25 protein-coding genes are annotated in these 24,708 nt (G+C 43.2%); 12 read left to right on the top strand and 13 right to left on the bottom strand.

Translation table 11 applies throughout. The features are described 5' to 3' along the window. Nucleotides 1-75: 75 nt before the first annotated feature. From PTE_RS17905 to dapA, 9 genes are all read right to left on the bottom strand, one after another. Nucleotides 76-795 carry a nucleotidyl transferase AbiEii/AbiGii toxin family protein gene (locus tag PTE_RS17905; RefSeq protein WP_051477447.1) on the bottom strand — a complete coding sequence of 240 codons (720 nt, stop codon included), beginning with the start codon at nucleotides 793-795 and terminating at the stop codon, nucleotides 76-78. Next, entirely contained in the window at nucleotides 788-988 is a 201-nt protein-coding gene (locus PTE_RS17900; RefSeq protein ID WP_036849600.1) for a hypothetical protein, read from the bottom strand. The genes PTE_RS17905 and PTE_RS17900 overlap by 8 nt, the downstream gene beginning before the upstream one ends. Nucleotides 989-1,229: 241 nt before the next feature. Beyond that, nucleotides 1,230-2,882 carry an ATP-binding cassette domain-containing protein gene (locus PTE_RS17895; protein ID WP_036849363.1) on the bottom strand — a complete coding sequence of 551 codons (1,653 nt, stop codon included), beginning with the start codon at nucleotides 2,880-2,882 and terminating at the stop codon, nucleotides 1,230-1,232. Then, entirely contained in the window at nucleotides 2,879-4,594 is a 1,716-nt protein-coding gene (locus PTE_RS17890) for an ABC transporter ATP-binding protein (RefSeq protein WP_240042191.1), read from the bottom strand. Before PTE_RS17890 ends, PTE_RS17895 begins: the two co-directional genes overlap by 4 nt. Nucleotides 4,595-5,185: 591 nt before the next feature. Further along, nucleotides 5,186-5,899 carry a phosphoribosylaminoimidazolesuccinocarboxamide synthase gene (gene purC, locus PTE_RS17885; protein ID WP_036849360.1) on the bottom strand — a complete coding sequence of 238 codons (714 nt, stop codon included), beginning with the start codon at nucleotides 5,897-5,899 and terminating at the stop codon, nucleotides 5,186-5,188. Nucleotides 5,900-6,518: 619 nt separating this feature from the next. Then, on the bottom strand, nucleotides 6,519-7,685 hold the full coding sequence (locus tag PTE_RS17880) for a VopS family T3SS effector adenosine monophosphate-protein transferase (protein WP_036849358.1): 1,167 nt from the start codon (nucleotides 7,683-7,685) through the stop codon (nucleotides 6,519-6,521). Beyond that, nucleotides 7,672-8,115, bottom strand: a complete 444-nt coding sequence (locus PTE_RS17875) for a type III secretion system chaperone (protein WP_051477446.1) — start codon at nucleotides 8,113-8,115, stop codon at nucleotides 7,672-7,674. The genes PTE_RS17880 and PTE_RS17875 overlap by 14 nt, the downstream gene beginning before the upstream one ends. 315 nt (nucleotides 8,116-8,430) lie before the next feature. Beyond that, nucleotides 8,431-9,480 (bottom strand): outer membrane protein assembly factor BamC, encoded by a 1,050-nt coding sequence (gene bamC / locus PTE_RS17870; RefSeq protein ID WP_036849356.1) that lies wholly within the window; start codon nucleotides 9,478-9,480, stop codon nucleotides 8,431-8,433. A gap of 16 nt (nucleotides 9,481-9,496) precedes the next feature. Further along, complete coding sequence (gene dapA, locus PTE_RS17865; RefSeq protein ID WP_036849354.1) at nucleotides 9,497-10,396, bottom strand: 4-hydroxy-tetrahydrodipicolinate synthase; 900 nt, start codon at nucleotides 10,394-10,396, stop codon at nucleotides 9,497-9,499. A gap of 255 nt (nucleotides 10,397-10,651) precedes the next feature. On the opposite strand from dapA, the gene PTE_RS17860 reads away from it, so the two are divergent. Next, complete coding sequence (locus PTE_RS17860) at nucleotides 10,652-11,197, top strand: glycine cleavage system transcriptional repressor (protein ID WP_036849352.1); 546 nt, start codon at nucleotides 10,652-10,654, stop codon at nucleotides 11,195-11,197. Between the two features lie 26 nt (nucleotides 11,198-11,223). After that, nucleotides 11,224-11,694 (top strand): thioredoxin-dependent thiol peroxidase, encoded by a 471-nt coding sequence (gene bcp, locus PTE_RS17855; RefSeq protein WP_036849350.1) that lies wholly within the window; start codon nucleotides 11,224-11,226, stop codon nucleotides 11,692-11,694. 159 nt (nucleotides 11,695-11,853) lie between these two features. Here bcp and PTE_RS17850 read toward each other — a convergent pair whose 3' ends face one another. After that, entirely contained in the window at nucleotides 11,854-12,933 is a 1,080-nt protein-coding gene (locus tag PTE_RS17850) for an AI-2E family transporter (protein ID WP_036849348.1), read from the bottom strand. A gap of 136 nt (nucleotides 12,934-13,069) precedes the next feature. On the opposite strand from PTE_RS17850, the gene bepA reads away from it, so the two are divergent. Further along, entirely contained in the window at nucleotides 13,070-14,533 is a 1,464-nt protein-coding gene (bepA, locus tag PTE_RS17845) for a beta-barrel assembly-enhancing protease (protein WP_036849346.1), read from the top strand. Nucleotides 14,534-14,542: 9 nt separating this feature from the next. Next, the gene (arsC, locus tag PTE_RS17840; protein WP_036849345.1) at nucleotides 14,543-14,899 is read left to right on the top strand and encodes an arsenate reductase (glutaredoxin); all 357 of its coding nucleotides are present in this window, start codon (nucleotides 14,543-14,545) and stop codon (nucleotides 14,897-14,899) included. 37 nt (nucleotides 14,900-14,936) lie between these two features. On the opposite strand, the gene hda is transcribed toward arsC, so the two are convergent. Next, nucleotides 14,937-15,644, bottom strand: a complete 708-nt coding sequence (hda, locus tag PTE_RS17835) for a DnaA inactivator Hda (RefSeq protein WP_036849598.1) — start codon at nucleotides 15,642-15,644, stop codon at nucleotides 14,937-14,939. A gap of 710 nt (nucleotides 15,645-16,354) precedes the next feature. Between hda and PTE_RS17830 the strand changes: the two genes are divergently transcribed. The 6 genes from PTE_RS17830 to PTE_RS25840 all read left to right on the top strand — a co-directional run bounded on the left by PTE_RS17830 (nucleotide 16,355) and on the right by PTE_RS25840 (nucleotide 20,527). Next, the gene (locus tag PTE_RS17830; protein ID WP_036849343.1) at nucleotides 16,355-16,660 is read left to right on the top strand and encodes a PTS sugar transporter subunit IIB; all 306 of its coding nucleotides are present in this window, start codon (nucleotides 16,355-16,357) and stop codon (nucleotides 16,658-16,660) included. A gap of 28 nt (nucleotides 16,661-16,688) precedes the next feature. Beyond that, the gene (locus tag PTE_RS17825) at nucleotides 16,689-18,011 is read left to right on the top strand and encodes a PTS sugar transporter subunit IIC (RefSeq protein ID WP_036849342.1); all 1,323 of its coding nucleotides are present in this window, start codon (nucleotides 16,689-16,691) and stop codon (nucleotides 18,009-18,011) included. 24 nt (nucleotides 18,012-18,035) lie between these two features. After that, a complete protein-coding gene (locus PTE_RS17820) occupies nucleotides 18,036-18,359 on the top strand; it encodes a PTS lactose/cellobiose transporter subunit IIA (RefSeq protein WP_036849340.1) in 324 nt (107 codons plus the stop codon). Then, a complete protein-coding gene (locus PTE_RS17815) occupies nucleotides 18,356-19,660 on the top strand; it encodes a 6-phospho-beta-glucosidase (protein WP_036849339.1) in 1,305 nt (434 codons plus the stop codon). The genes PTE_RS17820 and PTE_RS17815 overlap by 4 nt, the downstream gene beginning before the upstream one ends. Before the next feature lie 212 nt (nucleotides 19,661-19,872). Then, nucleotides 19,873-20,370, top strand: coding sequence for a hypothetical protein (locus PTE_RS17810; protein WP_131601541.1), 498 nt, complete (start codon nucleotides 19,873-19,875; stop codon nucleotides 20,368-20,370). Further along, nucleotides 20,354-20,527 (top strand): hypothetical protein, encoded by a 174-nt coding sequence (locus PTE_RS25840; protein WP_152961785.1) that lies wholly within the window; start codon nucleotides 20,354-20,356, stop codon nucleotides 20,525-20,527. The genes PTE_RS17810 and PTE_RS25840 overlap by 17 nt, the downstream gene beginning before the upstream one ends. Nucleotides 20,528-20,709: 182 nt before the next feature. Here the strand turns inward: PTE_RS25840 and uraA are convergent, their stop codons facing one another. Together uraA and upp are read right to left on the bottom strand one after the other, a co-directional pair. Continuing rightward, nucleotides 20,710-22,011 carry a uracil permease gene (gene uraA / locus PTE_RS17805; RefSeq protein WP_036849337.1) on the bottom strand — a complete coding sequence of 434 codons (1,302 nt, stop codon included), beginning with the start codon at nucleotides 22,009-22,011 and terminating at the stop codon, nucleotides 20,710-20,712. A 68-nt stretch (nucleotides 22,012-22,079) separates the two neighbouring features. Next, nucleotides 22,080-22,706: a uracil phosphoribosyltransferase gene (gene upp / locus PTE_RS17800; RefSeq protein WP_036849335.1), complete on the bottom strand. Its 627-nt coding sequence runs from the start codon at nucleotides 22,704-22,706 to the stop codon at nucleotides 22,080-22,082. 226 nt (nucleotides 22,707-22,932) lie between these two features. Here upp and purM point away from each other — a divergent pair, with 226 nt between their 5' ends. Further along, the gene (gene purM, locus PTE_RS17795; protein ID WP_036849333.1) at nucleotides 22,933-23,973 is read left to right on the top strand and encodes a phosphoribosylformylglycinamidine cyclo-ligase; all 1,041 of its coding nucleotides are present in this window, start codon (nucleotides 22,933-22,935) and stop codon (nucleotides 23,971-23,973) included. Beyond that, the gene (purN, locus tag PTE_RS17790) at nucleotides 23,970-24,608 is read left to right on the top strand and encodes a phosphoribosylglycinamide formyltransferase (RefSeq protein ID WP_036849332.1); all 639 of its coding nucleotides are present in this window, start codon (nucleotides 23,970-23,972) and stop codon (nucleotides 24,606-24,608) included. The genes purM and purN overlap by 4 nt, the downstream gene beginning before the upstream one ends. Nucleotides 24,609-24,708: the final 100 nt, after the last annotated feature.

The following is a 24,708-nucleotide window of genomic DNA, read 5'->3' as shown; positions in this document are numbered from 1 at the left end:
TTCTATACCAATTTTTACCTGACCATATTTACTTAGAATTCATTTAGCTCCGCTTCATATTAATGCTATCTTAGATTAATAATCGTGATAATAACTATCTAGCTCAGGAGGAACAAATTCCAACTTCAAGGTATTAACTATCTTCTCCTGATTTTCAGCAGAAATAACCAAATCCTTCATGCATTTATCAAAATAAGCTTGATTATTATTCAGCATGTGAATGGCAGAATCGTAAGCTTTATCCACTGTAATACCATATGCAGAGCGCGCTTTATTCCAAGCTTCAACGGGGATGCATCCCCATTCGGACTGCATCATGCTCAGATCGATGAGATCTTTACTCTGCGAAGCTTTATCAAGACCACGATCAGCGTTAGCCAAGAGTTTAGCTGCCAATAAGTCTACTTTACCCAGCGTTGGCACACCGAGAATACGGGTGCCAAACGAAAGATCCAGGCGGGATTCACTAACAAATTCAAGTCTAATAGGAACACCATCAACATTGATGCGTCCTCTAACACCATATTGATCTTTTTTAATCTCTCCAATGGTGGGCACAGGTGATGTAAAAAGTGGGGAAAAGTCTGTCCCATAAAGGGCTGAACGAAGCTTACTGTAACCTTCACGTGAAGAACACAAAAAATCAATATCGACCGATTCCCTATATTCAGAAAGCATCATAACTATTGCAGTACCGCCTGCAAAATAGCAATCTGCGTCATTAAGAAATCCATGTGATAAAGAACTTAATACTTTCGCAATACGGTTATGATGCTCAAGACGAAAATTAGACATTCAAAAAACCATGCCCCTGTTCATGGATGAGTCGTTCAATCAGCTGACGCTCTTGAGGTTCAAGCTTATCTTCTTCGACATATTTCCAATTGCGTTCGTAAAATGCAAGCGCATCACGATCAGTTAGCTCAGTATCCTCAGCCAGATACCAGGCACAATTTTTCATTTGTGGATAATCAGCGATTTTTACCATAACAACCTCTCTTTTCATATTTACAATATAGCAGAGTAAACTTCCAACTCAACCATATTGCAAATGCTCACATATTCACCGCAGTAGCCGCCACGAAGTGATCTCTCAGATCTGATTCAAGTTTTGTAGTAGAAATAGCTTACTTACTCATAATCCCCTCTCACCAGATATGGAAAAAATATATACCATTTCATTATTGACACCCACTCATCAACTTAAATAGGAGTGGATGTCAAGTGGATTATGCTAATTCCCTCTGCCGTTGAACAGTCACAATATGGTCAGCTTTAGCGAGGAGATCGGCATTATGTGAAACAACAATCCACAAACCGGGCCAGCGCTCAGGTAAGGTAGACCACAAACGACGGGCCGTATCTGCATCTAATGACGAATCACAGTTATCAACGATATAAACGTCAGCAGGACGGCATAGCATCCGGGCCAGTGCCAAACGCTGACGCTGACCACCAGACAATTGCCCGGCATTGCCAGAATTAATGACAGTATTAAGCCCTTCCGGCAATTCATATGATCCAGGAGTCAACCCTACCGCCTCCAAAGCCCGCACCATGACATCATCGTTAATATCCGTATCACCCAATACTAAGTTTTGTCTTACCGTTCCACCAAAAAAACCCGCTTTCTTTCTGGCATAGCCGATACGTGGATTCCGCCACCAGTTTTTATTCCCCAACACTTCTCTGTTATTCCACAGCACACTGCCGGAGCTGGATTTTTCCAGGCCAATCAAGTAGCGCACAAAGGTCGTTTTACCCGATCCAATATCACCAACAATGCCAATCATCTGATTAGCAGTTGCCTCAAACGAAACCGGGAGCTGAGTATTTGAACAGACAAGATGATTAACACTCAGCTTATGCAACGCCTCACCTTTTTCATCTTGCTCATCTTCTTTGGTCTCTTTTTTATCTAGCAAAAGCTGTTTGATTCGCCCATAACACACATCCGCATTTTTGTAATAGGCAACAGCCCGGCCGAAGAAAAATATCTGTTCACTTATCCAGCCTATGTAGGTCAAAAATAATGCCAGGTTACCTACGGTAAAACTGCCATCAACGATTCGTTTACTGACTATCAATAAAACAGCTGACGTTCCAAGTATCACAATATTTTTGAACAAGCCAGAAAGCAGGTCAGTAAATACCTGATGTCTGGCTTGAATAGCCCTGCGACTGATAAATTTCTGCGACAATCTCTCAATCTGCCCCTCAATTTTATTGCCAAGACGTAAATCGCGTATACCCGTTAAAACATCAGTAATCTTGCCGGCAATATCTCCCTGGGATTGACGTTTACTCGCTTGTAAATTACCTACTTTGCGTTTAAGTATCGCCCCAATCCAAAGGCCCGCAATCATCGGCATAAGAGCAAGCGTGGTTATTGTGTCGGTGTTGATAAGCACAACTAATGCGATAATTAAAAGTAAGGCACGGTAGAGAAAATCAGAGGTCCAGCTCAAAAATTCCGCAACTTCATCACTGTCATCACGAATGCGGTTCAAAAGATCACCCTGCGAAAAAGTGTGTCTCTGATTGTGGGAACAATGGCTCACGCCCCACAAAACGCGTTCTTTCAGGTAAGCACTGACTTTAAAGATCAGCGTAAAGTCCAGGCTTAATCCCAAAAAGAGGATCAATGATCGCAAGACCATGGTTGCAATCGCAGAGGCAAGCAACCACCAGACCACAGGGTTAGTCGGTTCATTCATCGCTCTATCCAGTAACTGGCTGATCAAGTAACCAACCAATAGCGGAAAACCGTGCATAAGTGTCCACACAACCATGGTGATGAAATAGAGAGGCGCAAACCTTTTCATGAGGTCAATCAAGGCCGGTAACATTTTGGGTTTAGTTGATACACTGGATATAGTCATACAATGAGTCCATGATTGCTCGTTAATGTTGCAATTTCAGCTTCTGGAATTCGCTGCTGAATCCGTCCATCATCAACAATGATGATTTCATCAACGGCGGAAAGCGTGTGAAGACGGTGTGCGACCATCACTACGGTGCGATTGCGGCTTAATTTTTCAAGTAATTTCAGCCAACTCTCTTCAGTCCGGGGATCAAGTTGAGATGTTCCCTCATCAATAATCACCAGAGAACAATGCTGCAACATCACTCTGGCACCCGCTATCATCTGAATTTCACCTTCCGACAACATCCGACCATTAGTGCCAACCTGCGTATCAAGGCCGTCAGGTAATGCTCTGGCCCATTCAAGCGCATCTAATTCCTGGAGAACCTCCCAAATTTGCTTATCAGATATTTCATCACTGAATAGCGTTAAATTTTCTCGCAGCGTTGCAGAAAACAGATGAGAACGCTGACTAAGCACGGAAACCTTTTTTGCAAACTCTTCCGGTTTAATTGTTGAGACATCAATATTTCCAATGGTCACTCTTCCTGAGTCGGGTCGCGCAAATCCACACATCAAATTAAGAATGGTACTTTTTCCCGCACCTGTTCTGCCGATAATGCCAATTTTGCTTCCCGGAGCAACGTAAAAATTAACACCGTGCAAAACCTGTGCTTCTTCCCCGTTATAACTAAAATCAACATGATCAAAATGGATAGAAAGAGGACCATCAGGCAATAAATTATCTGATGATTTACCTGACGTACCTTCATTTAATGTTTTTGTCGCCAACGATAAAGCAGCAAATAATTTCTGTATCAGCTCTATCTCTGACGACATATCCTCCACCGGCTCGCGAAGTTTATCAACGTAGAGATAAATCATGGTTAATGTACCAATGCTTAAACTGTTCTCACCAAGTAATTGAAGCCCAAAACCAAAACCTATACCGAAACAAAGAGCAAAGAAGAGCTGAGTAATGGGCCAGAACGCTCTGCCGCCAATATAAGCACTGCGTTCAAATTTGAGCAATACCGACAGCATCTTACGAAATGCAGTGGCAGGCCAATGTGCCTGTGACAATGGCTGTAAATCATCCATAGCATGTAATGAATCACCGATAAAACCAAATATTCGAGCTTTTTCATTGCGCGCAATTAGCCAGCGACGAACAGAAAGTCGAGTTAATTGAATTAATACATACGCCACCAGTACTACGACAATAGCCATAGCAATACCTGCCTGGGGCATGACGCTGAATATAATGATCAATGTACCCAGTGTCATCGCTAAATTAGCAATGGCTTTGAAACCCGCTTTAGAAATCGTTTTTCCGATAATGTCAGCATTACCTTCGATATTTTCCAGCAACTCTCCCTGCGATCTTCGTTCTATTTCCAATACAGGTAAAACTGTCATCACATGATGAAAGAGCTTGTATCTAATGGTATCGGCAATACCCCAACCTGCCTTGGTGCTCATGTAACTGGTCACCAAACTACCGATCACACCAATCGACGCGATAAAAATATAAATGATTGCCAGCATGATAAGTTGATCAACAGTCGTACCTGATGTCGCCTTATCAACGTAATTCCTGATAATATAAGGACCACTCAGATCACAGGATAATGTCACGGCTAAAGCCAGAAAAGCACATACAACCGTTCCCTTAAATGGTACGGCGCTATGTAGCAGTATCCGCCATACAGTTAACTTCTTTGACATGATTTTTTCCATCTTTTGGTTATGGCACCTCAGTAAAATTAGGGATGTTATTCACAACATCGGGATTATTAATAACAGATCGATTACAGCAGCAAGATCTTGTTCACAATTAGCAAAATGCAATTATCGCAAAATATCCGCATTTATCACTATCTGATTGAAGTCTTTATAAACACTATCACAAGAAAACAAAATTTATATCTTATTCTATAATGTCAATACCTTTGTGAGGTTATTTAATATCCTAATTGAAAGATATATCACCAATGTGAATAATAAATAACTGGCTCCAAGCCATGAATCATAAATAGAGGAAAAACTGATAATAATCCCAACGAATTATAATGATTTCCACAAATATATAGCGATTATATAAATGAATTCCTATTCAATATTAACGCACCTTGAATTGCCCATAATTTCAGCAAGTTATGACTAATAAAGCGGTAGCCTACTCTATATTGAATTATCCATATTCATTACTCATATAATCGGATAATATTTGGTCACAAAAAACAAATAAAAGAATTATAACCAAAATGAATTTATGCCAGTAAAAGGGCCTTTCGGCCCAGGTAATCGTTTGCGTAATTAATCCAAAATAACACCGATACGGTGCGCTACCTCTTCATACGCTTCAATCAGGCCACCAAGACTTTGGCGGAAACGATCTTTATCCATTTTGTCTAAAGTCTCTTTATCCCACAAACGGCTGCCATCAGGAGAGAACTCATCTCCCAGAACCACCTGCCCTTTAAACAAACCAAATTCCAGTTTGAAATCAACCAAAATCAAACCAGCATCATCAAATAATTTGCTCAATACTTCATTAGCCTTGTAGCTTAATCTTTCCATCTCAGCCAGATGTTCTTTGCTAACCCAGTCAAACGTTTCACAATAAGACTCATTCACCATTGGATCATGCATGGCATCATTTTTCAGAAATAGATCGAACAGAGGAGGGTTCAATACCACACCTTCCTCAACACCAAGGCGTCTGACCAATGAACCCGCAGCCCGATTGCGAATAACACATTCAACCGGCACCATATCCAGATTTTTAACCAATACTTCGGTGTCTGATAACAGACGTTCCATTTGTGTCGGGATACCCGCTTCTTCCAGTTTGCTCATGATGAAATGGTTAAATTTATTATTCACCATCCCCTTACGGTCAAACTGTTCAATGCGTTCGCCATCCAATGCAGATGTATCATTACGGAACTCCAACACCAGTAAATCAGGATCATCAGTGGTGTACACCGTTTTTGCCTTTCCACGATACAACTCAGCTTTTTTCTGCATCTTATATACTCCAAAATATCACTACTGAATAAACGTCAGAGATAAATAATAAAGCAGATTGCTAACAAAATCCTGTTCAAAAGGTCGATTTTTTCTATAGTTATCGGGTTAGTCTATAAAACGAACTGATTTTTAGGCTAAAAACCTCTTCCTCATCAATCTCAATCTGAGTTGATTACCTTCGAAGAGCCATTCCTTAAACCATTGGCGACGCTCCTCAAAAAAAGTAGTCCCCGTCGAAAATAAAGAACTCCCCATCATTTATTCAAATTAATAAATAGAGGTGAATTCTTCTATACCTAATATCATTTATCATCCAATTAAAATAACCAGAATTATTACCTACAAATAAAATTTTGCTTTTTGTGAATCCAAAAATTCTCTCATAACCATTACCTTGTGCATCAACCATTACAACAAATACTGTGTCTGAAAGATAAGTATTATCTATGGGCCTTGCAAACCCTAAATATGTTTAGACACCAGTTCTTCAAAGGACAGACTTGCAGGGAGAAATTATGGTGGAGGAAGTCTCTTAACATGGAAGTGAGTTCATTTTTTGAACTGATTTTGTTAGTTCAAAGTGCTGACTAAAAAGCCAGCACTTTAGCCTGCATTTTTAGTGGATGCCATGCAAAGCGTTTTCTGTAGTGACAGAAAGAGGAGTGAATTGACCCGCTCTTAATTCTGTCAGCGCATAGAGGAGGCGCCCCATCCGGCCATTGCCATCAGTGAAACCGTGAAAACCAACGACAGCCGCAAAGAGTTGTTTCCCAATCTGAGGATCTTCCTTATCCAAAGTTTCCAGATGACGTGCCAGCAACGCCGCACCACCTATACTGGAAGGAAGGCTCCCCCCGCTGATTGCTGGACCACGATAATCACGCTCTATGTTTGGAACCAACCTATGATGAAGCTCCTTAAGATTTTGGCTATCCGTTAAATCCTTTCCATTATGGGTGTATTCCTTCAGTAGCGCCGTGAAGTTACTCCATTCATTACCACCTGAAGTGGATGCCTTGAGAATCCAAGCGGCCGCCTTGTCAACATCATCAGTTAACTTGCCTGGGTTATAAAAATCTTCAGAAAGGGTTTCCGCGTAAATACCTTGGTTAAGATCTTGGCCTTTTATTGCCTCTTGATGCTGCTGAGCTGCCAGCAAATTCTTTTCTTCCATCATCAAAATTGGCTCCAGACTAGCGACAGCGCCAGAAGCCGAAGGTTGCTTACGTAATTGTTCAAAGCTGACAAAAGACTGCTCAGGGGCAACCAGTTTACTGGTCAGTTGAGCTGTTGCCTGGTGTCCCATTAGCTCCTGTAATTTTTTACCCGTTTCTGTATTCAGTAGTGACTCTGACATAGCACGCTGTAGCAAAAGAGAATGTTCAGCCAACATTGCTTCCGTCATTTTATGGGTATCTGCTGTTTTTAATCTCTCCAGCACTTGTTCCGATGTCTGTAAACTACCATCCTTAAACAACATACGGGCATGGCTGACCGAGTCTGTACTCTGGAGACGCTGTTGTTGCGCCCCCTCTGTAGAAAAGAGGGTTTTAGTCGCCTCTTTAGCTACGGAAGCACCACTGCCACTTAAGAAAAATTTACTTATTCCTTCCAAGAAACGGGCAAAGTGATCACTTTTTGGGTGCGTACGCAAAACCTGTTGCAGATCTGCATTAATATGATATTCACGGCCAGCAATTTGCAGTTTACCTTCATTACGAACCTGTTCTTGTATTTGCAATGGGGCATTCTGTAATACAGCAAGATTCTTAAACTCGACCATAAATCATTCTCCTGTCATAAGATGGTTGTAGGGTATTTTTCTGTGATAGTGATGTTGGAAATTCATTTATCCAGGTAATAAATTCAGACAATTTATCTTCCAACTTATTGGCCGTTAGGTGTTGTATGGTTAATATTCTATACGCAACAACCCCAAGTTCCTGATACCAGCCAATACCCGGCATCTGACTATTTAATGGATTAAGGGCTGTATTGAGTAAATAACGCAGAGTATCAACATCCGCTGAGTCTGGAAGTTCCATATTTATCTGACCAATAATAGCTAAATGTTCCTCCTGGCGACGCAAGATAATAGGTATAGCGTTATCGACCAATAAGAAACAATTCCCCTCTTTATCAAAGGAGAGTTTACTCATACCCAGCTTTGCTGCCAGCTCAGTCAGTAATATATCAGTTAGATGATCGTTCATAGTGGAGAAGGAAACCCAATTATTTTGATAACAGGATTTTAAGCTTTCAGAAATAGGATGACTGTCAGATCTAGTCTGTCTTTTGTATATAAACAACCCATATTGCTCGTCGAGTCAGTTTTACAGATCAGATGATGTTTAACTTCAAAGGACACCCTTCAGGGAGAATTGCGGTGGAAGAACGCTTCTTCGCATGAAAACAGGCTTATTTTTTGTGCAGACTTTTATGAGATCAAAGCACTGACTAAAAAATCAGCACCTTGTCAACAATCTCAGGGGCAATGCATTTTGCCCCTTTATTTACATCCTTTACATCTACGATCCTGTCGTCTGGCTGAAAGCGGCTTTCAATACTGCAACCAGTTCATCATTTTGTGACTGAGTCAACGGCTTACCTTTATCACTAATAAACTGCAAGCTACTGCGGTTATTCAAATCACCCACCTGTAATTTGTAATCACCTTCGCTGATAGAAGGTTCATTAACCCCCATTGATTTCCAGCCCGATGCACTAAGACCTTTATACGTTACAGCGATAGAACCCGTCGAACGGCTGCGGCTACCCACTTTCATACCCACTTTTTCCAGCGCTGCCGGTAACCTATCCCAGACGATATTATATGGCGCACGAACAATCATCTGAGGTAACCCAGAAGTATCACCACCACTCTGTACATCTAACGGCCCCAAATTGCGTGCTGCCGTATTATCACTAATCCGTTCACGCTGCTGGTTCACACCTTCGATCAATTCATTGAGCATCAGTGCGTTATAACGTTGGACTTCGATAGGATCAATTATGGGTTGATCGCCTTGTCTCAGACCTTCATTGGCAACGGATAATTCAATCTGATAACTCTGGCGTGCAACACTGATACGATAGCGAATCTGATACGGAACGTTTTCATCTGCACGCGGCCATTCAATCCAGTCGGTTGTCAATGTCTGACCAGCATCATCACGCTGGCTAACGTTGTAACCTTTTTTCAGCAGAACATGATTAATCTGCGACCACAAATTGCTATTTTCAGACGTGTTTTCAAGCAGCAATTTGCTGCTCTTCACACTATTTTCAGCACGGGAGCCACTCAACAGGGCCAATGCCTGCGATGGTGGCCGAATATCAAGCTCTTTCCCAACCAATCCTTTAGATGCTGTTGGTGGAATATCATATTCACCATTCTGTAATGGCAATATCATACCCGCAGGAACATTCAGCGCTTTCAGAGGAGGTGTTTCAAGATACGTGTCATCATCATTGACCTGGCGCTTATAACTTTGGTCGCCAGAACACGCTGCCAATAACACTACCAGTGACATACCAGCAGCCTTCATCACCTTTGATTTTTGCAACAATATTGCCATTAAAATTCCCTAAATTTTACAGTAATCCGGCCATTTTCAAGGCTTTTTCGACTGAGACTTTTCCTGCATCTGTCAATGGCGTCATCGGCAGACGCAACGTGTCATCAGCAATCAGCCCCAATTTGTAACATACCCATTTGACTGGAATGGGGTTGGGTTCAACAAATAGTTGATGGTGTAAATCCATCAGGCGGTTATTCAGTTTACGCGCTTCCGCAAACTGGCCACTCAGTGCCAACTTACAAAATTTAGCCACCTCAGCAGCCGCAATATTTGCAGTAACAGAAATTACCCCTTTACCACCAAGCTGAATAAAATCCAACCCACTTGCATCATCACCACTCAACAAGATAAAGCTATCATCATTAACTAACTCTTGGATTTGGCTGACACGACTTAAGTTCCCTGTCGCTTCTTTAATTGCGACAATATTTTTAATCTTCGCCAAACGAGCTACAGTTGGCGGCAGCAAATCACATCCTGTACGGGAGGGCACATTATACAGAATTTGTGGCAAATCAGTATTTTCAGCGATCGTTTTAAAATGCTGATATAAACCTTCCTGCGATGGCTTATTATAATAAGGCGTTACCGTCAGGCAACCAACAACACCACTGTTTTCAAAACGTTTCGTCAGAGATATTGCCTCAGCAGTCGCATTTGCACCTGTTCCGGCGATGACCGGAATACGTCCGTCAGCCAGTTCCACCGTGGTCAAAACAACATCACCGTGCTCATCGTGACTCAATGTGGCAGACTCTCCGGTTGTTCCTACCGAGACAATCGCTGATGTACCACTGGCAACATGGTAATCAATTAATTTTTTCAAACTAGTCTTATCAACGCGACCATTCGCGTCCATTGGTGTTACCAGCGCAACAATACTGCCTGTAAATTCAAAGCTCCCGCTAGACATTACATACCCCCCTATACAAACAAGAGTTCAATGGTACTTTCTAGTCATACAGAAGGAAACTATTTAAACAGGATTTCAATGAATTTTGTTAATACCGGATAACCTCTGTTAAAAAGAAGTAATAACCGGAGTAATTTATTGAAATTCAAAGGCAGGGAATGAGAACAATAGAGCAACTTTGATACGATTGACCTTGGCAGTATACCCTTTTTGTGTTTACCTTAAATAAACCACAGCAGAGAAGGAAAAGTGACTTTGCCACAATCAGAACAACATTTTCTCGTTATAACCGCTTTAGGCGCTGACCGTCCTGGTATCGTCAATACGATCACTCGTCTTGTGAGTGAATGTGGTTGTAACATTGAAGACAGCCGTTTAGCGATGTTTGGTGAGGAATTCACCTTCATTATGCTACTTTCCGGTAGCTGGAACGCTATCACCATGATTGAATCTTCACTGCCGCAGAAAGGAGCCGAACTGGATCTTCTTCTCGTCATGAAACGTACAAGATGTGATGATCATACAGCATTTCCTTCCACAGTTTCCGTCAAGGTTGATGTTGATGATTCACCGGGTATTGTTGAACAGTTTACCAATCTGTTTACCACGCAGTATTTTAATATTGCTGAACTGGTATCAAAAACACAGCCACCAGAAGATGGTATCCCTGCCCGGCTACAAATCCAGATCACCGCTCATAGTCTATTAGATGATGACGGCATAATTATTAAGCAGGCGTTTAATAAGCTATGTACAGATCTAAATGCACAAGGCAGTATTAGTATTCTTGAACCACTTTAGCAGAAAGATTAAACGGAGAATACGTGATGAGCCCATTGAAAGCCGGTGATAAGGCCCCTCAATTCAGCCTTCCTGACCAAGATGGAGAAACAATCAACTTGTCTGATTTCGAAGGTCAGCGTGTTTTAGTTTATTTTTACCCTAAAGCAATGACTCCTGGTTGTACTGTACAAGCCTGTGGTCTGCGCGATGAAATGGATACATTAAAGGGATCAGGTGTTGAGGTATTGGGTATCAGTACCGATAACCCAAGTAAACTGTCACGCTTTGTGGAGAAAGAAATGCTGAACTTCACATTGTTGTCCGATGAGGATCATCAAATTGCTGAGCAATTTGGTGTTTGGGGCGAGAAACAGTTTATGGGGAAAACCTATGATGGTATTCACCGTATCAGTTTCCTGATTGATACCAAAGGTAATATTGAGCACGTTTTTGATAAATTTAAGACCAGTGATCACCATCAGATAGTGGTGGATTATCTGAAGCAGCATCCTTAATAAAAAACCGCTAAAAAATTAATCGTATTTCATTCAGCAACTCAAGATACCTGGAGTAAGTACGGGAAAGAAATTCCTATCCTGTACTTACTCTAATAACAAGTAACCGGCATTAACCTAGAAATAAATACAAAGGCCATTTTCATATTAAAAACAGATTTATTCTTTTATTTCATCGTCTTCTGTTATAACTATCTCTTCCGGCCATGCATGAATAACGGCTTTAATCAGCGTCGCCAGCGGAATAGCAAAGAATACGCCCCAAAATCCCCATAAACCACCAAAAGTAATCACAGAAAGAATAATCACCAACGGATGCAAGTTTACTGCCTCAGAGAACAAAATCGGCACCAGTAAATTGCCATCCAGCCCCTGAATAACCAGATAAGCAATAATCAAGGTCCAGAAATCTGTCCCGACACCCCATTGAAATAAAGCAACCAGTACAACAGGAATAGTGACAATCACTGCCCCTACATAAGGAATTAATACTGACAGCCCAACCAGAACAGAAAGCAGTAATGAATAATCTAACCTAAGAAATACGAATACAGCGTAGGTACAGATACCAACAATCACCATCTCCGTAACTTTACCACGGATATAGTTAGTGATTTGCTGATTCATCTCGCGCCATACCTGCCCGGCCAAAATACGGTTACGTGGCAAAACCCGTTGTAACGCTTGCAGCATCTGGTTTTTATCTTTTAGCAGAAAAAAGGCCATTAATGGCACAAGAATCAGGTAGATAGCCAATGTCAGCAAACCAATCAATGAAGCTACCGAAAACTTCACCACGGATTCTCCGGCAGTTGAAATCTTACTGCGCAGATTTTCCGCCATCATATCAATGATACCGGCATCAACCAAAGCCGGATAACGAGTCGGTAATGTTTGGGCATATTCATTAAACCGGTTAAGCATATTAGGCATATCTGACAACAGATTAATTCCCTGCTGCCATGCCGTTGGTGCCACAATCAGAATAACCAGCAAGCTGATCCCGGAAAAAATAATCAGTACAATACAAACAGCCACTGTCCGCGAACATCCCAACTTCTCAAGTTGGGCCGTTGGCCATTCCAATAAATAAGCGAGAACAATCGCCACCAGTAATGGCGTTAAAATGCCATGTAAAAAATAAATAATGCAAAACCCTGCCAAGAGGATGACAAACAACGCAATCACTTGCGGATCAGTAAACCGACGGCGATACCACTGTATAATCATCTCCAGCATTGACCAGGCTCCTTGATAGCAATATTCATATTTCTATTTTTCTTAAAAATTGTACTAATTGGTTAATTTTAAGGTACCCTTGCTCATCATACACGCATTATCTAAAACGATGGCCAAATGAGATCATTTTTGTTTTATGAAAATAATGTCTAATCAATCCCTGGCAGCAATATTAATCAGTACATTATTGCTAGTAAGCCCCCCTGTTCTCAGCGCCTCTATTGAAGATTCATTGCCGGATATAGGTACCACGGCAGGTTCAACCCTAAGCATCAATCAGGAACTGGCAATGGGCGATTTTTACGTCCGCCAGATGCGTGACAACGTTCCACTGATTTATGACCCATTATTGACGCAATATATCAATACCCTTGGACAAAGGTTGGTGGCTAATGCAGATTCAGTTAAAACACCTTTTCATTTTTATCTGATCAATAACCCGAATATCAACGCTTACGCTTTCTTTGGCGGTAACGTCGTACTCCATGCCGCACTTTTTCGTTATAGCCGTAATGAAAGCGAGCTGGCATCCGTTATAGCCCACGAAATTTCCCACGTCACTCAGCGCCATCTGGCACGAATGATGGAAGATCAGCAGCGTACAGCACCACTGGCCTGGGCAAGTGCTCTGGGTTCTATCCTGTTGATAATGGCTAACCCACAAGCAGGAATGGCGGCACTCAGCGGAACGCTTGCCGGAATACAACAAGGTATGATCAGCTTTACTCAATCCAATGAGCAGGAAGCTGACCGCATTGGCATGCAGACGCTACGCAAAGCGGGTTTTGATCCTCAAGGCATGCCGGATTTTATGCAGATCCTGGCAGATCAGACCCGTTACAGTTCCAAACCACCAGAGATGTTGCTGACTCACCCATTACCCGACAGCCGCCTTGCTGATGCCCGTAACCGTGCTAACCAATATCCCGCCAAGCGTGTTCCACAATCTCAAGATTTTCTGTTTGCCAGAGTCCGTATTATGGGAATGTACACTACGGAGCAGCGCGGCTATCTGGAACAAATTTTAGAAAATTACCGTAAAGGCACAGCTAAAGAGCAACTCGCCGCCGCTTATGGACAAGCAATCTTATTTTCTCAGGATAAAAAATACGCTGAGGCACGGGCTATTCTGGAACCATTATTAGCAAAACAACCAGATAACCTCTGGTTTATTGACACGATGACCGATATTGATATTGAACAGAACCGAACGGCTCAGGCTATCACCCGATTACAAAACGCCTTACAGAAACAAAAAGACAATTTGGTCTTACAGATTAATCTGGCAAATGCGCTCATTCGCGCAAAGCAATACCCGCAGGCTGCAAAGCTGCTCTACCGTTATACGTTCAATAATCCTGATGATCCAAACGGTTGGCACCTGATGAGGGAAGCCGCCGCCCAACAAGGCAAACGCCATGAAGAATTATCAGCGTATGCTGAAGAAATGGCACTTCATGGTCAGTTTGACAATGCCATTAAATACCTCAGCAGTGCCAGCGCACTGGTAAAATTAGGCAGTTACGATCAAGAACGTTATGATGCCCGTATCGATCAGTTACGCCAGCTACAACAGCGTTACAATCAATACCAACGTTAAGGAACTTTCATGCAACAGGTGATCATTTATCATAACCCCCGCTGCTCCAAAAGCCGTGAAACTTTGGCTCTTATTGAAGAGCAAGGCATTAAGCCGCAGATTATTCTCTATCTGGAGGTCCCTCCCACGATAGAGCAATTATCTGTTCTGTTAAAACAGCTTGGTTTTCATGATGCGCGCCAGTTGATGCGAACTAAAGAAGATCTATACAAAGAGTTGAATCTGGCCGATGAAAAACTCACTCAACACGATCTACTGAAAGTGATGGTTGCCAATCCTAAACTGATTGAGCGCCCTATTGTCGTTTGTGGTGATAAAGCCAGGCTTGGGCGCCCACCAGAACAAGTAAAAGAAATTCTTGGCTAATCGGGTAGATATGATGATGGTGAAATCACCATCATCGTCAAAGATGCAGAATATCCTTCACAAATGGAATCGTCAGCTTGCGCTGGGCAACTATCGAAGCATGATCTAACTGATTCAAGGTCATAAACAGCGTCCGCATTTCTCTGTCTAATCTTTTCAGTAAGAAGCGCCCCACATCTTCCGGCAACTCAAACCCACGTAATTTTGCACGCAGTTGCAAAGCCTGTAATTTCTCATCATCGGAAAGTGGTTGTAATTTATAAATTTGCCCCCAGTCCAGACGGGAAGCCAAATCAGGTAACCTAAGATCAATCTGACGAGGTGGACGATCGCCACTGATAAGCAAACAAGTGCGACCGATTTCCAGAATGCGATTATAAAGATTAAACATCGCCATTTCCCACTCTTCATCACCAGCAATACATTCGATATTATCGATACAAACCAGTGATAAGTGTTCCATGCCATCAAGCACCTCAGGAATAAAATAGGCACGTTTATCCAGCGGAACATAGCCCACAGCTTCATCTTTCAGGGACAATTCAGCACATGCGGCATGCAACAAATGACTTCGCCCCCCACTATCACGGGACCAAAAATAAATATAGCTGCCATGCGGCTGATTAATGGCCAATTTAATTGCAGCTAACAGGGTAGCGTTTTCCCCCGGAAAGAAACTGGCAAAAGTTTCGTCATCGGGAAGATATAAAGGTAATGAAAGCTGCGATGGTGTGTTCAGAAGCACCTCAAACAGAGCAGGTAACAAGCGCAAACAAGTTTATCACAGAAAATAGTTGTAAATGAACTGCATAGATAAATAATAAAAAAACTATTTTTTGGATTCAATAAGTTAAACCCATTTCAGTCTTCCCTTAAATGCACAATATTTCTTCATAATACAGAACAACCGGCAAGCACCGGTGAAATATTCTAAATGCGAAAACAGGAAAGATCTAACTTTTTAATTTTATGCTATTTAAGAGAAAGTCGTCAGATGTTGAGATTTGTCAGTTTTAAGAAGGATCAATGTAATAGTTCTTTACTGATAACAAAAAGGCGATGATAGTGGTAATCCTTGTCATGGCCCCAACAATAATCAGCCCAAGTTATATAGAAATCATCCCATGATGTAAGCTTCGGCATTAACCATATCTGCTACGCAGTGTATTAGCAAAATGATAAATAATCAACGTTCGGTTGACGTAAAAACGAGCAACCCACTATTTTCATGAAATAAGAAATCCCTCTGCAACGCCCCGTACAACCTGACATTTTCACGCTATGTTCAATACAAACAAAGATCACATTCTATCGCTATTCCTCACACTATTCTGATTAACATGCCACAAAATCGCAACAAATTTAACATAAGTGCTAATCTTAATAAGAAGTGGGTGTGCTCTCATTTACCACCTACCCCATGATCAACTGACATAATAAACAGGAAGCTGAGTAATGAAAAAAATCCTATTGTGTTGCTCTGCCGGCATGTCCACCAGCATGCTGGTACAACGTATGCAGGCAGAAGTGACCAAACGAGCGTTAGACATTGAGATCAAGGCCGCCTCTACCATCGAATTAAAACATCTGATAACCGATGCCGACGTTGTTTTACTTGGCCCACAAGTAAGACATCAGCTGGCTCATTTTTCCGCTATCGCCAACCCACTCGGCAAGCCGATAGACATTATTGACATGATGGATTACGGCGCTCTTCGTGGTGACAAAGTTCTCGATAAGGCATTAAGCCTGTTGGAATAATCAACTTCATCATCATACGGAGTGCCCTATGAGCCTCTATACTACGTTCATACGCGTCGTAGAAAGCCATATTGTCCCGCTTGCAGGACGAATCGGTAACCAGCGACATATTAGTGCGATACGTGACGGCTTTATCTCAGCCATGCCATTTTTGCTCATCGGCAGTATCATGTTAATTGCGGCAAACCCACCATTTGATGCACAAACTTCATCCTCATTCGGTCAGGCTTGGTTGTCCTTTGCGAAAACTCACTGGGACACCATCACCATGCCTTACTTTATGACCATGGGATTAATGAGCATATTTGTTTCGGTCGGCACGGCCTACAGCCTGGCTAAATCCTACGGTCTGGATGGGTTAACTTCTGCTTTACTGTCACTAATGGCGTTTTTATTAGCGGCAGCACCACAAATCGAAAACAAAATAGCACTCGATTTTCTCGGAGGAGCAGGCGTATTCACCTCATTGATTTGCGCTATCTGGTCAGTTGAACTGACGCGTTTATTAAAAAAATATAACATCACCATCCGTATGCCGGCACAAGTACCACCGGCGATCGCCCGTTCTTTTGAACTTTTGTATCCGGTCACCGGTATCCTGTTGACGGTTTACCCGATCAGTTTGCTCTTACAGAGTGAATTCAATCTGCTCATCCCTGCCGCCGTCATGCAGATTTTTCAACCCCTCATTTCCGTCGGTGACACACTGCCAGCCATTATGTTGGCAGTGCTGATTGCCAATCTACTGTGGTTTGCCGGTATTCACGGTGCCAACATTATTACTGTCCTATTAAGCCCCATATTTATGGCAAATATTGCCACCAATGCGGCCTTAATAGCTCAAGGAGCTGCGGCAACCCAAATTCTCACTGATCCATACTGGTCATTTTATGCCTGTCTTGGCGGCTCCGGTTCCACCCTGGCTCTGGCTATTCTTTACCTACGCAGCCGCTCTATACACTTGCGTACTATCGGAAAACTAAGCGCAGTTCCGGCTATGTTCAACATTAACGAGCCTCTGTTATTTGGTTCACCGATTGTTATGAACCCAACCCTATTAATTCCACTATTGGTTGTGCCATTGGTCAATGTAGTCTTGTCTTACAGTACCCTGCATCTTGATCTGGTGCATAAAATGGTCGTTATCTCTCCCTGGACCACACCGGCCCCATTCGGTGCAATGCTTTCCGCCGCCTGGGATTACCGTGCGGCAGTGCTAGTTATCGTGCTGATGATAATCGATCTATTCATCTGGTATCCCTTCTTCAAAGTTTATGAAAAGCAATTAATCAATGAAGAAAATAAACAGCAAGAAGAGACGATATCCACCAGCGTAGAAACTCAATCTTAGCCATAATCTTCGGAGGATTTACACATGGATTTGGAACAAACTATTGTCGAACTGCTGGTTCATGCCGGGAGCGCACGCAGCCATGCGCTGATGGCATTACAACATGCCAGAAACGGTGACTTTCAAACTTCACACACACTGATGGCGGAATCCCAACAGGCAATCAAGGAGGCGCATGCCATTCAAACTACTCTAATCGGGTTGGATGAAGGCGGCGGTAAATTGCCTGTCAATCTGATCACTATACATGCACAGGATCATTTAATGAACGCGATGGTTATTCAGGATCTTGCCGGCGATATGATTGAACTCTACCGCCGGATGCCATCACAGGAGGAAAAAATATGAAACAGATAAAAATAGCCGTTATCGGCGGCGGTAGCAGCTACACACCTGAGTTAGTAGAAGGACTCATTCAGCGCAACAAAAGCATTCCACTCTCTGAATTGGCATTAGTTGACATTGATGGTGGAAAACAGAAAGTAGAAATTATCGCTGCACTTACCCGTCGTATGTTGGCCCGTCATGGCCTGGAACACGTTATCGTCAGCGTACATTTCACACCAGATAATGCAATCCGCGGCGCCAGTTTTATTTTGACTCAATTGCGTGTCGGCCAGCTTCCAGCGCGTGCTATGGATGAACGTCTGGGGCTGAAATACGGTTTAATCGGTCAGGAAACAACGGGCGTAGGAGGATTTGCCAAGGCGTTACGTACCATCCCCGTTTTGCTGGATATCGCCCGTAAAGTTGAACAACTTGCGCCAGATGCATGGATTGTTAACTTCACTAACCCGGCAGGGATCGTCACCGAAGCGGTTTCCCGTTACAGCAAGGCAAAAATAATCGGCCTGTGTAATGTCCCGGTCACCATGCACCATATGATTGCCAATATGCTGCAACATCCTCATCAAGATGTGCAATTACGTTTTGCAGGGCTTAATCATATGGTTTGGGTACACCAGGTACTGGTTTCAGGGCGGGATGAAACGCATCGGGTACTTGATATGTTATGCAACGGTGTAGCATTAACCATGAATAACATTAAAGAATCCCCCTGGCCCCCGCCATTACTCAGAGCATTAGGCGCAATCCCCTGCCCTTATCACCGTTACTTCTATCAGACCCGCAGCATGTTGCAGGAAGAGCGCGAAGCCGCTGCCAAACAAGGCACACGGGCAGAACAAGTCATGAAAGTAGAGCAGGAGCTGTTTGAACTGTATGCCGATCCAGACCTTGCTCACAAACCAGAACAGCTCAGTTTCCGCGGCGGTTCATTCTATTCTGAAGTTGCACTGGATCTGATGTGCGCTATTCACAACAATCTTGGCAGCCAGCTGGTGGTTAATACCCCTAACCACGGTGCTATTCGTGGCCTGCCGGACGATGCCGTCATTGAAACCAACTGTATCATTAATGCAGAAGGTGCCCACCCGCTGACATTTGGCCGCCTGCCTGACAGTATGTACTCTCTGACCCAACAGATAAAAACCTTCGAGCGTTTAACGATTGAAGCAGCGGTTCATGGCGATCGCAACGCTGCACTGCGGGCATTGATCACCAACCCACTGGTTGCCGATGTCGATATTGCTTCACCGCTTTTGGATGACGTATTGGCGATAAATCGTGATTACCTGCCGCAATTTTAATGAATAATCTGCACCTGGTTGAATAACCTGAAACCAGAACGAGCATAAAATTAAAGAGATATCAGTTATTAGTCACTCAAAGACTAATACTGATATCCTTTAATCGTAACTGACCCTGTGACCTCTTTTTTTGCGGCGTAACACGCATTTATTTCTCCTGCTAAGTTTGAACAGGAAAGTCTGCATTATAATACTGCTATGAAATCAATTGATTGAAGAATACTGAAAATATAAAGTTTCAACATGTTGAAACTTTGGGAAAACCTATGCCTTTTAAAATAGAAAACCTCGGATATGGCGAAGCACATATCTCAGACTTTGAGGTGTCTAGCGTGGAATACACCTTGATTATAATGGAAATTATCTCAAAGGGGGATTCTTCTGTCGTTCTGCCTGAAAATTACAGACTCGACCGGGGCAGTTGCTTTGAAGTTTCATTTGATGCAAAAAACAATTTAGATAATAACACGCTATTTGAGAGGTACCCTACAAATAACCATCATCAGATGATAGGAATTATGTCCGAAGTTGAAAGGTTGATTAATGAGCACTATAATGCGGTTAGTCCTAGTGGATACATTTTGCTAGCCGCAGATGAGCGACTGAACCGGGTCTATAAACGACATATTAATCGATTTGTGACACAAAACGGTTTTACCATGACAGATAAATTAGATCCAAGCGGGAGGGGTTATGTCATACATACATAACAAACAAGCTGAAGAAAAAGAAAAGCTTGAACTCGAAAAAGCGGTAGCTAAAAAGGCTGAACGTATGAGAGCTGCTTACAACGCCCTAAAGAAATCCGAACAAGAGGGTACTGTCCGGTATCTCAGTGAAAAGCAGAACTGGTACGTAGTCCGATAAACATTTGAAGGGAGCTTGTCGCTCCTTTTTTCTCCATAACAAATATGCCGCCAGTAAGTTTACGTCCAATTGGTGGTGAACATCTGCTTCCCTAATCTCCTCCACGGATAAAATAAATTATTCTACCCATCCCCGCCCTCCCTGATTAAAACCATTCAAAGCGGGGAAATAAATCGAACTTATTACTTCAATGACTTATCACGCTTAACAGATTCAATTGAAGACTCAATATATTGTTTTTCAGGACGAATAATACTCATCAAGCAGAAAATCAGACTCATACCAATACCCACAATCGTTGCCAGCGCCATACCTTTCAGTTCAGTAACGCCAATATTTATTTTCGCGCCACTGACACCAATAATAAGAATAACGGAGGTCAGAATTAGATTTTGTGCTTTATTGTAATCTACTTTGGAATCAATCAGCACCCGAATACCTGATGCTCCGATAACACCATAAAGCAACAGAGAAACACCGCCCATGACCGGAACAGGCACGGCCTGAATCGCTGCCGCCAGTTTACCGACACAAGAGAGCAGAATCGCCAATACCGCAGCGCCACCAATAACCCAAGTGCTGTATACTTTGGTAACTGCCATCACACCAATATTTTCGCCGTAAGTCGTGTTAGGGGTTGAACCAAAGAAACCGGAAATCACAGTTGAAAAACCATTCGCGAACATAGAACGATGCAAACCGGGTTCTTTCAACAAATCCCTCTTCACAATATTTGCCGTAACAACTAAATGCCCAACATGTTCCGCGATAACAACCAGTGCCGCAGGCAGGATCGTCATTATGGCGAACCATTCAAAACGGGGTGAGTAAAAAGTTGGCAATGCAAACCACGGTGCTTCACGCACAGGTGTCAAGTCAACCTCCCCCATCAGGAATGCCAGTGCGTAACCCACCAACACCCCAATCAAAATCGGAATGATAGCCAGAAATCCACGGAACATTACGGAACCAAGAACAGTAACCGCCAGTGTGACCAGCGAAATTGTCAGCGCCGTTGGATTAACATCAGCGCCTTCTGCCGGACGCAAACCGGCCATATCAGCCGCAACACCTGCAAGCTCCAGCCCGATAACCGCAACAATTGCCCCCATTGCCGCAGGTGGAAACAGCACATTAATCCAGCCTCGTCCCGCCACTTTGACAATCAATGAAACCAGACAGAACAGCACACCACACAGGATAAAACCGCCCAACGCTAATTCATACCCCAGCGGCAACAACAATAAAACCGGCGAAATAAATGCGAAACTCGATCCCAAATACGCCGGAATTTTTCCCTTACAGATAACCAGATATAACAATGTACCGATACCATTAAATAGCAGAATCGTCGCCGGGTTGACTTTAAACAAAATCGGCACCAATACCGTTGCACCAAACATAGCAAAAAGATGTTGGAAGCTCAGTGGAATGGTCTGTAAAAGTGGAGGCCGCTCATCTACCCCAATAGTGCGACGGGTCATTCGTTTATCCTCTTCATATTATCGCATCACGAACCAAAAAAAAGCCGACTCAAAAGTCGGCTAACTTATTATTTTGTACCAAATATTTTATCGCCCGCATCCCCCAGGCCAGGCACAATGTATCCCTGCTCATTGAGTCTCTCATCAATAGACGCGGTATACAGTTCTACATCGGGATGGGCTTTTTCCAGCGCAGCAATACCTTCAGGCGCCGCAACCAAAACCAGAACTTTAATCGACTGGCAACCTGCTTTTTTCAATAAATCAATAGTTGCAATCATGGAACCGCCGGTCGCCAGCATGGGATCAACCACCAGCGCCAGACGTTCATCAATATTGGAAGCAAGTTTCTGGAAATAAGGGACAGGTTCTAACGTTTCTTCATCACGATACACGCCTACGACACTGATCCGGGCACTTGGCACATTCTCCAATACGCCATCCATCATACCCAACCCTGCACGCAAAATAGGCACAACGGTTATTTTTTTACCTTTAATCTGCTCAACAGCTACCGGGCCACACCAGCCATCAATCGTGACCTTTTCGGTTTCTAAATCAGCGGTTGCTTCATAAGTCAGAAGACTTCCGACTTCTGCGGCCAGTTCACGAAAGCGTTTGGTGCTGATATCATTCGCTCGCATCAGGCCGAGTTTATGTTTAACAAGTGGGTGGTTCACCTCAACGATCTTCATGGACTTCTCCTACTGTATGTCAAGTCGCCGGCAGACAAAAAATCGCGAGATTATACCGCCTTTTAACCATAACACCACTACCAATCTGTTGATTTTAATCAAGCGCACGGCTTCTCTCCGATAACTGAGATCCTGAATAAGAGTCTCGCAAACGTTTGCTTAGGCTGCTAGAATTGTCAGCATTCTATCTTAATTTATCAAATGCAATCGCCTTGAGGGCCTCTCAGTGACCAACAAAACCTCTCTCAGCTATAAAGATGCCGGTGTAGATATCGATGCTGGTAATGCCTTGGTAGACCGTATCAAAGGTGTTGTAAAACAGACTCGTCGTCCAGAAGTCATGGGCGGTTTAGGTGGATTTGGCGCTTTATGTGCATTACCGCAAAAATACCGCGAACCTATTCTGGTTTCCGGTACCGACGGTGTGGGTACCAAATTGCGTCTGGCGATGGATCTCAAACGCCATGACACTATCGGCATTGATTTAGTTGCAATGTGTGTCAACGACTTGGTTGTCCAGGGCGCAGAACCCCTGTTCTTCCTTGATTATTATGCAACCGGAAAACTGGATGTTGATACCGCCGCCAGCGTTATCACCGGTATCGCGGAAGGTTGTAAATTATCCGGCTGTGCTCTGGTTGGCGGTGAAACTGCGGAAATGCCGGGGATGTATCACGGTGAAGATTATGATGTTGCCGGTTTCTGTGTTGGTGTCGTAGAGAAATCAGAAATCATTGATGGCAGTAAAGTTCAGGCGGGTGATGCCCTGATTGCTCTCGCCGCCAGTGGCCCTCATTCAAACGGCTATTCTCTGATACGCAAAATTCTGGCTGTCAGCAACACAGATCCAGAAACAACCAAGCTGGAAGGCAAATCACTGGCAGATCACCTGCTCGCCCCGACAAAAATTTATGTGAAATCCCTTTTATCCCTGATTGAACACCTTGATGTTCACGCGATTGCTCATCTGACCGGTGGCGGTTTCTGGGAAAATATTCCACGAGTCCTGCCTGAAAATACCCAGGCACAAATTAATGAATCCAGTTGGCAATGGCCGGCAATATTTAACTGGCTACAACAAACCGGCAATGTCAGCCGTCATGAAATGTACCGTACATTCAACTGTGGTGTCGGGATGGTCATTGCATTACCACAAACAGCCGTTGAACAAGCGCTTGAATTACTCAATACCGCCGGTGAAAAAGCCTGGCAAATCGGCGCCATTGCTACATTGAAAGAGAACGAACAACAGGTTGTTATTCAATGAAAAACATCGTTGTCTTGATCTCCGGTAACGGCAGCAATCTCCAGGCGGTGATTGACGCCTGCCAGCAGAACAAAATCAGTGGGCAAATTTGTGCGGTATTCAGTAATACCGCCGATGCTTACGGTCTGCTACGGGCTAAACAGGCGGAAATTCCCGCCCATGTTGTTAGCCCGAAAAACTATGCGGATCGTCAAACTTATGATCAAGCACTGAAACACGCCATCGATCAGTATCAACCCGATTTGGTCGTTCTCGCAGGTTACATGCGTATCCTGACGCCGGATTTTGTTCAGCACTATCTTGGTCGCCTGCTGAATATTCACCCTTCTCTATTGCCAAAATATCCCGGTCTGCATACTCACCGCAAAGCAATGGAAAATGGCGATACAGAACACGGCACTTCGGTTCATTTTGTGACAGAAGAGCTGGATGGCGGCCCGATTATCCTGCAAGCCAAAGTGCCTATTTTTGCAAATGATCAGGAAAATGAGGTTATTAAACGGGTTCAAACTCAGGAGCACGATATCTACCCATTAGTTATCAATTGGTTTGTCGAAGGACGCCTGAGCATGGTTAATGGCAAAGCACATCTGGATGGGAATATTCTTCCTCCACAAGGCTATGCCACAGAATAATCTATTTATTCACCCCTAATTACAGTGCTGTGGTAATATACCCAGCACTGCGAACTATTATTAATAATACTCTCTTACTTATTAAAAACACCGAGGTATC

The sequence above is a fragment of the Photorhabdus khanii NC19 genome (genome assembly GCF_000517265.1).
Lineage (GTDB): Bacteria > Pseudomonadota > Gammaproteobacteria > Enterobacterales > Enterobacteriaceae > Photorhabdus > Photorhabdus khanii.
This window is presented reverse-complemented; position numbering and strand designations above follow the sequence as displayed.